Below are 13,418 nucleotides of genomic sequence, written 5' to 3'. Positions count from 1 at the left end.
ACGTCGGAACAGTGCGCTGGGTCGCGCTATCAGAGAATTGCGACTGAGGGCCGCTTACAAATCAAATTCGTCCAAATCCCAATCGACGGCTTCCGACAGACGACGGATTTCCTCTTGGGTTTCACCCTGTTCGGCCTTGTCGTCGATAAACGCGGCCATTTCACCCACAGTGGGCAGGCGGAACACATCGGGAAGTGCGATCGTCACATCGAGACGCTGCTTGATCTGCGTCACCACTTTCATTGCCAGCAGAGAGTGTCCGCCCAATTGAAAAAAGGAATCCGCGGTGCCAATTTCGTCCTCGGGCAAACCCAGCAGCTCCGACCAGATTTCGACCAACGCCACTTCACTGTCCGTGTCGGGCGCCACATATTCATTGGTGCGCATGGCGCTCATATCCGGCGCTGGCAGTGCACTGCGATCCACTTTGCCATTGGCGTTGAGAGGCAGGGCGTCCAGAATGACGTAGGCCGACGGCCGCATGTAATCGGGCAATACGCCCTGCAGATGCTCCATGAGCTGTCGGCGAAGCTCGGCATCGGTATGCTCCGACACCTCCTCCGAATCCGCCGGTTCGCGCACAATATAGGCCACCAACCGCTGTTCCACCGCATCGTCCTGACGCACAACGGCCAGGGACTGGGCCACCAGTTGGTGCCGATTGATGTGTTGCTCGATTTCTCCGGGTTCGATACGGAAACCACGGATTTTTGCCTGAAAATCGCTGCGCCCCACATAGCGCAACTGACCCTTATCGCACCCTTGCACAAGCTCCAGCTTCACCCGGTCACCGGTGCGGTAGAGTCGCTCTCCAGGGGTGTTGGCAAATGGATTGGGAACGAAGCACCGGGCCGTTTCGCCGGCGCGATGGAAATACCCCTGCGCCAGTCCCACACCCGCCACGCACAGTTCGCCCGCAACACCGGGCGCAACCGGTTTTCCCTCTTGATCCAATACCAACAGCTGATGGTTATCCACCGGTGTGCCCAGGTCCGCGTAATCTTCTCCCGACACCTGGTGCAAAGCGACAGCACCAGCGCTGACATCAGCAGCCATTTCCGTAGACCCGTAAACATTCCAAAGGTCTGCATTGGGGAAGCACTGCGCGAACGCTTCCCGGGCAGGTGGCTGCAGAGCCTCGCCACTGCAATAAACTGCACGTATGGCCCCAGCCCGCAATCCCCCCGTGTGCATTATGCTGTTGAGCAGAGAGGGGACCAGCGTGATGCGACTGACGGGCCAGCGGTTCAAAGCGCGATGAAGACCCGGAACATTCTTGACATCGATGTCGGACAGCACCACCAGGGGCAGGCCCAGGCTCAACGGCTGAAAGAATTCCGCCACATGGTCCACAAAGCCAATACGGGTCTTTTGGCAGAAGACATCGTCGCTACTGATATCCTGGGTTCGCGACCACCAATCGAGGCGATTGCGCAGGCTTGCGTGGGAGAGCAGCACACCCTTGGGCCTACCCGTGGAGCCCGAGGTATACAGCACGCAGGCCGGCTGCGACGGCGCAACCTCCACACTTAGGCGGCCACAGCCAGTGGCCGACAAGCTGTCCTCCCAGGATTCATCCATGTTGACAACCGGGACATCGCCCAGAGACAACTGGGGAAGAGTCTGGGTTTCCAGCAAAATCAGTTCGACGCGGGCATCGCGGAGAATATGCTGATTTCTCGCCTCCGGATGATCCGGATCGATGGGAACATAAGCCGCCCCGCTTTTTAATACCGCCAATATGGCAATCAGCAATTTGGGCGAGCGGGTGAGGCAGAGTCCGACTCTGCTCTGACTCCCTACACCCTGGGCCTGCAGGCGCTGTGCCCATTCATTGGCGATCTGATCGAGGGCACCGTAACTCAAGTGGTAGGGATTCCACACCAGTGCAGTGGCGTCGGGGCGCCGTTGCGCATGCTCTTCCACCAAAGTGTGAATGCCGATCGGAATTGAAGTGGAAGGGCGCATCGCCGCCTTGGGCAACAGAGAAAGTACCGATTCCGGGGTCACCGGACTGATGTCCTGCACACGGCGCTGGTTATCGGTCTCCATCTGTTGTAGCAGTGCGTCCAGCGCCTTTAACACATAACTGCACAGGCGTTCCGGCGCAACCGCTGCAACACTGATTGCGTCCAGGCTGAAATCCTCGCCCCAGTCACTGACGGACAGCGATATGGGGTAATTGTTTTTTTCATCCCCACCGAGTCCGCGCACCGCCGACGTCTCCGTTGCCTCGCTATCGGGTTCGGCCACCCGGCGCGAATGGCGATAATTCAGCAGTGCACTGAACAGCGGCACATTGTCGCGCACGCCGGCGCTGCGCTGCGCCAGGGAGAGGGATGTCTGTTCATATTCCAGCAGGGATCTGAGAGACACATCGATTTGCGCGATAAACTCCTCGACGGAACCGTAGATCCTGACGCGCAGAGGCAGGGTGTTGATAAACAGCCCCAGCATGCGATCCGCGCCGGGGATATTCTGCAGGCGCCCGGATAACACAGTGCCAAAGACCACATCGTCTCGCCCACAGGTGGCGCCGACCACCAGGGCCCAGGCCGCATGGAAAAGCGTCGCCGGGCTGACCTGATAGCTGCGCGCCACTGCGCGGATACGCAGAGCGTCGGAGGTCTCCAGCTCCCGGTGATATCGCTTCAGTCCGAGACCATCGCCATGTACATTGTGCTGGTCGAAGGGATAGCAGGGCTCAGTCACATCACCGAGCTGCTGGCGGAAATAGGCCGCGGCATCCTGGGTTCTGCCCCGCATCTGTGTATAGGCAACGAATTCCCGATAGGGTACCGGCTCCGGCAGGTCACTGCCTTTGCCGGCTACAAAGGCCGACATCTCCGCGCGCAGCATCGCATCGCCCACATGGTCCGAAATAATATGGTGAAACTGCAGTAGAAAATAATGCTGATGGCGGCGTTCATCGCTGACAATCAGCACGCGCAGCAGGGGGGCATCCCGCAACACCATGGGCGGCAATTGTGCGCGCAGATAGGCGGGCGTAATCGCGGCGCCGTCTCCTGTATAGGTATGTCGGTGCACCGGCAGGGGGCATTGACGCAGGACCACTTGCAGGGCTTCGGGCAACTCCTCATGGACAATCGCAGTGCGGAGAATATCGTGCCGGTCCACCACCTGCTGCAGAGCCCACAGCATACGGTCGAGCATCTCCTCCTCTTCCACGACAAATGTCTTGTCGATCAGGAAGGGATCGGCTTGGGGATTCATCAAATGGTGAAAAAGGATGCCCTCCTGCAAGGGCGCCAGGGGGTAGATGTCCTGTATATTCTCTGCGCCACCGGGTATCCGTTCACATACCCCGGCTATATCGGCTTCCCCCAGGGTTACCAGCGGCAGCATGTCGGGGGTAATGTGCTGGCAGCGATCGGGAATGCCATTGGCCGGCGCACTGAATTGTTCAGCCGGTTCAAGCTGCTCCAGTGCCGCAGCGAGGTCCTTCAGCCGCGGATTGTCCATAATCAGGCGCACGGATGTGTCGACACCCTGTTGCTGCAATTGGGCATGCAGGGACATCACCAGCAGCGAATGCCCCCCGAGCGCAAAGAAATTGTCGTCTATGCCGATTGCCGCCGGGTCCCGCCCCAGGAGCTCCGCCCACAGCGCCGCCAGTTGCCGTTCCATGGCCGTCTCCGGAGCCCTGTAGGCTTCCGCGTTTTGCAGGTCCGCGGCCTGGGCCTGCAAGGCCTTGCGGTCCACCTTATCGTTGGCGGTCAGGGGCAGTTGGGCGACAAGCTCGATATGGTTTGGCAGCGCGTGATCCGGCAGGCGCCGGCGCAGCTGCTGCGCCAGCGATGCAGCGCTGCTGTCGGTGTCCGTCACCACCGCAAAAGCCACTAGCTGCACGCTGCCACGGCTATCCGCGACAGCGACCGCGGCGGCCGCGGCAACGCAATCGCATTGCTGTAATTGCTGCTCCACTTCGCCCAGTTCGATACGAAATCCCCGGACTTTAATTTGCTGATCGGAGCGCCCCACAAAACTCAGGGTGGCCCCCCATTCCGCCGTCGCCATTTTGACCAGGTCACCGGTCCGGTAGAGGCGCTCCCCCGCCGTTTGTGCAAACGGGTTGGGCAGGAAATGCTCCGCGGTCAGAGCGGCGCGCCCCCAGTAACCCCGGGCCAGTCCCCCACCGGCGAGACAGAGTTCCCCTTCGGCACCTATGGGCACCTGCTGCAGATCCGCGTCCAGCACATAGGCGCTGACATTTTCGATCGGTGTCCCTATGTGCAACTGCTCCTGCCGGGTCGATACTTCCGCACAGGTCGCCACCACCGTATTCTCGGTGGGCCCGTAGGCATTAAATACCCGGCACCTATGTGCCCAACGTTTCAGGCGCGACAAGGCGGGACTCTCGCCACCGACGGTGAGGGTTTCCAGGGCCACTGCATCCCGTGGGTCCAGGAGCGCCAACAGTGCCGGTGGGAAAAATGCATAGGTGATGGATTGCCGCCTCAGCAAATCACCCAGAGCCGGAAGCGAGCGGGACTGCTCCAGGTCCGGCAACACCAGGGTACCGCCGGACAGCAGAGTCATGCCCCAGTCCCAGGTGGCCGCATCGAAACTGAAGGAGGCAAACTGAAGGCTGCGGCTGCGCTCGTTCAGCTGATAATGAGGGCGTTGAAAGTGGCACAGGTTGTACAGACTTCGGTGGCTGACCACGACGCCTTTTGGCTGCCCGGTGCTGCCCGAGGTGTAAATCATATAGGCGGCGTTGTCGGGGTGGGGGCTGGGCCGATGCCGGGCCTGCCCGGATTCACAGGGAAGCTCCAGGTCGAGGTTCAGTTTCGGCACCTCCACCGCCGCCAGAGTTTTGGCACTCTGCCCATCGACCACACACAGAGCCGCCTGGCTGTCCCCGATCATATAGGCCAGACGGGAGCTGGGATATTGCGGATCCATGGGCACATACGCAGCGCCACAGCGCAAAGTGGCCAGAATCGCCACCAGCATCGAAGGAGTTCGAGGGAGGCACAGGGCCACGCGGGATTCCGGCGCAATACCACATAGGGACATGGCTTTGGCCAGCGCTTCAACCCGATCATCGAGTTCGGCGTAAGTCAGGTGCTGACCGCCCGCCACCAGCGCCACAGCGTCGGCCCGGCGCTCCCCGTGGGCGGCGACACCCAGGTGTACAAACGGCGCAGTGGTATTGGGCAGGCACGCCTCCGTGTCGTTGAACAGAGCCAACTGCCGACGCTCCCCCTCCGGCAGGCTCAACAGTTGCGAAGCCGGCGCCTCACCCTGTGTCGTCACCAGGTTATCGACAATCTGTTTCAGGGTGCCCAACAGCAGGCCAACCACTCGTTCAGCGCCGATGCTTTGCGGCAGCTGGGCGTGCACGCTGAAATCATCCGACCAGTCACTGACCGACAGTTCGAACGGGTAGTTGGTTTTGCCATCGGCGCCCAGATTGCGAACCGTGGCTTTCTCCCCTTCCCCCCCAGGGAGCGCCTGCCCGCGCCGGGAGTGGCGGTAATTGAGCAGGGCACTGAACAGCGGCACATCGTTGCTGACACTGGAGTGGCTCAGAGCTTCCGTCAGCGGGGTCAGTTCGTAGTCCAGCAGTGCCTTGAGTTTGAGATCGGTGTCCCGCAGGGCGTCGCGGACGCTGAGGCCGCGCAGGTCAATCCTGACCGGCAATGTGTTCATCACCAGACCCACCAGCCGCTCGATACCGGGAGCCCCCTGGAGACGCCCGGAAAGGACTGTGCCGAAAACCACATCCTGACGGCCGCTGCAGGCCCCCACTACCCTGGCCCAGGCCAGATGAAAAATACTCGCTGGGCTCATATTCATGGACCGGCACAGGGCCCGAATTTGTCTGGCCACCGATTCGGGAAGCTGCGCCTGGGCGCGCTCCAAAGTCTCGTCGACGGTGTGCACGTCACCCAGGCCGAAAGGCAGCGTCGGCCCGTCGACATCACCCAGTTGGGTGCGAAAGTAGTCTGCCGCCGCAGATTTATCCACCTTTTCCAAAGTGTGGGCTATGTAGGGGCGATAGCGGGGCGGCGACTCCAGGGATGTGCCGTGACCCGAGGCGATCATATCGATCTCACGGCGGATGATGGCACTGCCCACATGGTCGCAAATCAGATGGTGAGTCTGCTGATAGACATAGCAGGGGCCCCTGTCGGCCACAGTAACGAGGAATACCCGCATAAGTGGCGCCCGCGTGACATCCAGCGGCGCTAAACCCCGCTTCCAGGCCTCCAGCTGCTGATCTGGGTCCTCCGCCTCCGGCAGGCGGACTCTGGTCACTTGCAGGCTGGCCCGGCGCAGCAGCACCTGTACCGGCTGCGCCAGTCCTTCGCTCAGCACGGCAGTGCGCAAACTGTCGTGACGGTCGATCACCATCTGCATCGCGGCCAGCCGCGCTTCAATCTGCCGCTGGTCCTCCATCAGCAGTATTGTGCCTATGACATAGGGGTCCCTGGCCGGGTCCAGCAAGTGGTGAAACAACACCCCCTGCTGCAGTGGCGCCAGGGGATAGATATCCTCTATATTGCCGGCCCCACCTTCGACGCTCTGGCAGATGCGGTCGATTTCCGCCTGCGACAGTGAAACCAGATTCAGCATTCCGGGTGTGATTTGCTCACTGCCCGGAGGAATGGCATTTGCCGGTGTGTCGCTCTCCCCCCGGGTCTCCAGCGGTTCGATCAGCGCCGCCATTTCGCGCAGCGAATGCGCCGCGACCAGGGCACCGACCGAAGCGGAATAGCCTTGCTGCTGCAGGCGCCCAAGCAGGCCCACAATCAACAGTGAGTGGCCTCCCAAAGCAAAAAAGTTGCCCTCTACGCTGATCGACTCTGGTGTCAGCTCCAAGAGGTCAGACCAGATTGCTACCAGCCTGTGTTCGCCTTCACTTTCCGGGGCCACATATTCCGTGGCTGCAAAGGCGTCGATGTCGGGAGCCGGCAGCGATGCCCGGTCAATTTTGCCGCTGGGTGTGCGCGGCAGTTCGGCCAGGGTGACATAGGCCGCAGGAACCATATAGCCTGGCAGTTGTGCACTCAGGTGGGCCACCATGGCGGCCTGAGCGGGCAGCGTCGTGCCACACACATAAGCCACCAGGCGCGTGTCCCCGAGGCGGTCGCAGCGGGCGTCCACCACCGCCCCGTTCACCCCATCCAGCAGCAGCAATTGATGTTCGATTTCACCCAGCTCAATACGGAGTCCCCGTACCTTGACCTGCTGATCAACCCGACCCACAAACAGCAGCAAACCGTCCTCGAGGCGCCTGACCAGATCGCCGGTGCGGTAGAGCCGCTCCCCTGCCCCGGTGGCCAGAGGATGGGGAACAAATTTCTCCGCTGTCGCGCGGCCACTGGCGTGATAAGCACGCGCCAGTGCTCTGCCGCCGATATAGAGTTCACCGATTGCCCCCTGGGGCAACAACTGGCCACTGCGGCCCAGTACATAACACTCCAGATTCGGTAACGGCCGCCCGATGGGCACACCCGTACTTTGTTGCCGCCATGGTGCCGGATCGACCGCCTCCTCCCGAATAGGGAAGACGCTAGTGCCCACCGTCGCCTCCGTGGGGCCGTATTCGTTGATAAACAGTGCATCGGGCAGGCGGCGACGCCAGTGGTCGAGGGTTTGCTGCGACAACGGCTCTCCCGCCACCACCACCACATGCCGCACCCCCTCATTGCGGGTGACCGGATCCAGGGCCGCAACGCCCTGCAGGTGGGTGGGTGTCACTTTGAACAGCAAGGCTTCCCGGGCGTAGAGCAGATCCTCCGCCAGATGACGGAACAGCGATTCATCCTCCGGCCAGAGTTTCACGAAACGACCCGCACACAGGGGAACATACAGCGACTGTACGGTGGCATCGAAAGCCAGCGGTGAACTGACCACGCCCCCCGCTATACCCTCGTGAAGAAATGTCGCAGCTGCGCCCTGAAGAAAGTTGGACACACTCCTGTGGCTCACCACAACACCCTTGGGCAGGCCGGTGGAACCGGAGGTATAAATAATATAGGCCGGGTGCTCTGGGGATAATCCCAGGGTTTCGGCCACCGGATTGGCGGCATCACAGGCGGCCAGTCGCGCCGTCGCGGCGGGCTCATCGAGACATAACAACGCCTCTCCACCCAGCGGCAGGCGGTCTTTAAACGTCGATTCGGTGATTATCCAGTGCGCACCACTGTGCCCGAGCATATGGGCCAGTCTCGCCCGGGGATATTCCGGATCCAACGGCACATAGGCGGCACCGGACTTGAGGACCGCCAGGAGCGCCACCATGGCATTGACCGAGCGACCGAGGCACAGGCCAACCCTTGCTTCCGGAACCACGCCCTGGTCTATCAGAAAATGGGCCAGCCGGTTTGCGCGGGCATTGAGTTCCGCGTAACTCAACCGCTGCCAGTGTCCCTCACTACCGGGCGCCAGGGCGGCGATTTTGTCGGGGGTTCTCTGTACCTGTTGCTCAAACAACTGGTGGATTAGCTTGTCGCAGACACTGTCCAGGGGGTTGCGCCCCCACTGGTACTGGTCGTGGGCCTCCGGCTCCGCCACTACACTTATCTGGCCAACCGGCATCGGGGATTTTGTCTCGATGCCAGTGAGCAGTGCATCCAGCGCCTGTACCGTATAATCAATCAATCGCCCGGCATCCACTCCCAGGGCATTGGCTTTCAAATAAAAACCGTCGCCCCGGTCGCTGACCGCGAGACTGAATGGGTAGTTGGTGCGTCCGGCATCGCTGTCGATACCCTGAATCGCATGGGACTCCTTCCCTGTATCCGCTGTATCCCCCGCGCTGTGGCGATAGTTGAGCAAGGCGCTGAAAAGCGGTACATCTCCGGCCACACCACTGGATGTCTGGGCCAGTGTCAACGCTGTCTGCTCGTATTCCAACAGACACCTCACCTCGCGATTTACCTGCTCCACGAACGCCAGTGCCGTGCCGGTGATATCCAACCGCAACGGCAGGGTGTTCATAAACAGCCCCAGTGTCCGCTGTTGCTCACTCCCGACGTGCATACGCCCGGACAAAACAGTCCCGAACACCACCGAGTGGCGATCGCAACAGGCGCCGACCACCAGCGCCCAGGCGGCGTGAAATAAAGTTGCCGGGCTGCAGGACAATTCGCTGGCCAGCTGCCGGGTGCGCCTGGCCAGCACCCCGTCCAGTTCTTGCTGGGCGCGTCTGAGCGCATCCGACTGGTGGTGGATATCGGTCAGGCCAAAGGGCAAGCAGGGTTCATCTATGTCCCCCAAACGCTGCCGAAAATACACCCGGGCATCCTGACTGTTGGCCCGTGCCAGAGCAGTTACCACATAATCCGCAAAGCAGCCCGCCGGAGGCAGTTGTGCCTCCAGTCCCGCCAGCACCGCCTCCACTTCCTGCCACAAGACCTCATTGCCCACATGATCGGCGACGATATGGTGGGAACGAAAATGGCATAAATAGGCACCATCAGTGATTTTCGCCACCACTATCTGGGGAATCGGCGCCCGCGATAGCGCAATGGGCGGCAGCTGGGATTTCATCAGCTGACGCGCATCATCCAGAGCCATATCCCGTGTCTCACTGATCTTTATCACTGTGAGCCGGGCACGGCGCAAGACCACCTGCAGTGGGCGCTCAAGCCCCCGGTGAACAATCGCCGTGCGGAGAATATCGTGGCGCTCGACCACCCTGGACAGGGCCGCCAGCATAGCTTCCAGCAGACCTTGACTGGCAACCCGGAAGGTCTTGTCCAACACATAGGGGTCGCGTTCGGGATTCACCAGGTGATGAAAAAATATCCCCTCCTGCAATGGCAGCAACGGATAAATATTTTGAATATTTTGACTGCCCCCCTCTATCTGATCGACCACAGTGTCGATTTCCGCCTGCGTAAGCTCAATGAGCGGCAGCAGCCCGGGGTGTATCCGCTCACAGCCAACCGGTAAATCCGCGCTGCCTTCGACAGTCTCGTCCGCGCTGCCGGAGGAAGCTTCCAGATGTGTGGCCAACTCGGCGAGCTTGCCGCTGTCGAACACAGCGCGGATCCCCACCTGCCAGCCGTGATCCTGCAAACCGGCAACAAGCTTCATTACCAGCAGGGAATGGCCACCCAGGGCGAAAAAATTTGCCTGGCGGCTGATCTCCTGCGGGGGTAAATCCAGCAATTCCGCCCATAGCTCCACCAGTATCCTTTCCCTTTCACCCTCCGGCGCTTCGTATTCCACTTCGCCAAAAGCGGCTACATCCGGGTCCGGGAGCCTCTGCCGGTCCACCTTGCCACTCGGTGTCAGCGGCAGAGCCCGCAGCGACACAAATGCCGAGGGCAGCATGTAACCCGGCAGTTGTGTTTTTAGTATCGCCTTGAGCGCATCGATATCGATCCCGGCACCCTCAGTGGGCACCAGGTAGGCCAGCAAGCGGGCATCCTCCCCCGACCTGCGGCATATCACAACTGCATCGTGTATACCCTCCTGCTCGCGGAGGATCGCCTCGATCTCACCCAGTTCGATCCGGTATCCACGGATTTTTACCTGGTTGTCGGTGCGGCCGGCAAAGGCCAGTACGGGCAGGCTTTCCGAAGTGGTGTACACATAGCGCACCAGGTCACCGGTCTTATACAGGCGCGCGTCTGGCTCATCGACAAACGGGTTCGCTATAAAACGTTCGCGGGTCAAGTCGGGGCGATTGAGATACTCCCGCGCCAGTCCCGCCCCGCCGATATACAATTCGCCGACAGCACCCAGAGGTACTGGCTCTAACCAGGGGTCCAGCACATAAAAAGTCACATTGCCCAGAGGGCGGCCAATGGGAACGAAACCACCGCAATTTGGCCAGGGCGCCTGGGTTTGATTCAGATCGGTCCGCACCGGGTAGATGCAACTGCCGACAGTCGCCTCCGTGGGCCCGTATTCGTTAATAAATGTGGCGGAGGGCAACAACGACTGCCATCGCCGCAGTGTGGATTGGGGAAAAGGCTCTCCGGCCACCACCACTACATGCCTGGCCGCCGGGCTCTGTTCCACAAAAGGTTGTGCCAGAGCACCCTGCAAGTGACTCGGCGTCAGTTTGAAAAGTAGCGCATGCTCGTCGTCCAGCAGATAATCCGTCAGGGCGGGCAATAACTCATCGCCCTCGGGCAGTAATTCGACAAAACGGCCGGCACACAGTGGCAGGTACAGAGATTGTACAGTCGCATCAAAGGCCAAAGGAGAGCTGACAACAGCGCCTTTGATGTCATCCTTAATGAAGGCCTCCATCGCCGTGGCTACGAAATTGCACAGGCTGTGATGCTCAACCACCACACCTTTGGGGCGACCGGTGGAACCGGAAGTGTAGATTATGTAAGCCGCACGGTGAGGGTTCAGCCCCAGCGTCTGCGGGTCGGGATTTGTCTCCAGTGCAGCACCCAGTGCCTCCCGGGTCGGACTGTCATCCAGGCAGAGTAGGCGAGCACCCATTTGCGGCAGCGATTCGGCCACCGCTCGAGTACTGATAATGACGTCTACACCGGCATCCTCCACCATGTAGCTCAAACGCTCCGCGGGATACTCCGGATCCAGGGGTATATAGGCCGCACCCGCTTTCATAATACCCAGCAAACTCACCATAGTTTCCAGAGAGCGCCGGATACTAAGCCCTATAAAGTCCCCCCGTGTGATTCCCTCGGCGATCAAATGGTGCGCCAATTGGTTGGCCCGACTATTCAACTGGGCAAAACTTAGGGAGCGGTCCTCATAGATTACAGCGGTCGCGTCGGGCGTAAGTGCCACTTGCTGCTCAATCCATTGATGCAGACAATCTCCCTGGGGATACTGTTGGTAAGTTTGATTGCACTTTACCAGCAATAACTCCCGCTCTTCCGCATTGAGCATATGAACCTGATCTATTCCCCTGGCCGACGGCACCTCCAGTTCACCGCACAGACTCTCCAGTAAACAGCCATAGTTACGGGCCATACGGGCGATCGTATCGTCATTGAACAAGTCGTCCTGATAGCTCCAGTGAATAGCGAGCCGATCCCCAATCTCAATCAGGTGCAATGCCAGATCGAAACGAATATTGACGCCCTCGTGAACGCCTTGCGAACCCTCATCGACGCTTAGCCCATCCAGCCCGTCACTGTTCTGCACCACGAACAAAATCTGGAACAGCGGATTGTACTGGCGATTGCGCTCCGGCCGCAGGGCCTCCACCAGCATTTCGAAGGGAGTGTGCTGATAGGCAAATGCGTCGAGAATAACCCGCTTGTTGCGCGTCAATAACTGCTCAAAACTCGGGTTGCCACTGAGATCGGTCCGCAATACGAGCGTATTGATAAAAAAACCGATCAGACCCTCCAGGTCACGGTGAGTACGCCCCGCTGTGGGTGTCCCGATAACCACATCCTGTGCGCCGCTGAAGCGCCCGACAAACAGTGCAAACGCTGTCTCGAGAAACATAAACAACGTCAGCCCCTGCAGCTCGCACTGACGCTTGATATTTGCAGTCAGCTCCGGTTCGAGCAGGTGGGAAAATATTCTGCCGCTATAGCGCTGTTGCTCCGGCCGTGGATTGTCCAGCGGTAGATTGTGGACTTCGGGCAGATTCTGGAGCTGCCCAGTCCAGTAGGCCATCTGTTTATCGAGAGTTTCCCCCTCCAACCAACTGCGCTGCCACGCCGCATAATCGGCATACTGATAGGTAGGGGCAGGCAGTGGATTTTCCTGCTGTGTGGAAAATGCCTGATATAAGGCCTTTAACTCCCGGGCGAAAATTGAAGAAGACCATCCATCGCTGGCGATATGATGAGTCGTGTATAAGATTAATTGACGTTGCTGGGACAAATGCAATAGTTGCACCCGCAGCATTAGATCCTCCGCCAGGTCAAACGGATTTTGCGCGTCTTTGAGCCTTAACTGACGGATTAAATTGGCAGCCGTGGCCTCGTTAAGTGTTGCCAGATCGTGCTGCTGCATTGGCATCTCGAATTCCTCAGCCACCACCTGGTAGGGCACACCGCGGTCTGTCTTGATGCGCGTGCGGAGGATTTCGTGGCGCTGCATCAGGCATCCCAATGCACGCCTGAAAGCGCCCTCGTCAAAGCATCCCTCCAGCATCAGCTGGCCTTGAATAATATATTGCAGACTTCCCTCCAGCTGATCGATAAACCAGAGGCGCTGCTGTGCAAATGACAAGGGCAGAGGTTGACTTCGTGATACAGGACGCAATGGGGGAAGTACAAAGCGGTCCTGAGCCTTGTCCAGAGACTGGATATAGTGCTTTATTTCATTTTTGTGTTGAACAATGGTTTTCTTCAGCTCATCGCTGATAGAACCTTTTTTAACCCGATAGGCTAGCTTCTCGTTTTTGAAATAAAAATGTACACCTTGCTCGCTCGCTGCAAGCAAAATTTCTTCAACACTCATGCAAGTGTCCCCAACACTTTATTGTATGC

1 protein-coding gene is annotated in these 13,418 nt (G+C 59.5%); it reads right to left on the bottom strand.

Translation table 11 applies throughout. From position 1 onward, the window contains the following. Positions 1-54: 54 nt before the first annotated feature. On the bottom strand, positions 55-13,389 hold the full coding sequence (locus ABVT36_RS15635) for an amino acid adenylation domain-containing protein (RefSeq protein ID WP_368457376.1): 13,335 nt from the start codon (positions 13,387-13,389) through the stop codon (positions 55-57). Positions 13,390-13,418 lie beyond the last annotated feature (29 nt).

Origin of the sequence: Microbulbifer sp. TYP-18 (assembly GCF_040932045.1) — a bacterium.
GTDB lineage: Bacteria > Pseudomonadota > Gammaproteobacteria > Pseudomonadales > Cellvibrionaceae > Microbulbifer.
Note: the sequence above shows the minus strand (reverse complement) of the source record. Positions and strands in the feature narration are given on the sequence as shown.

Coding starts and splice junctions, on each gene's coding strand:
- ABVT36_RS15635 (WP_368457376.1), bottom strand. CDS start 13,389: ATGAGTGTTGAAGAAATTTTGCTTGCAGCGAGCGAGCAAGGTGTACAT.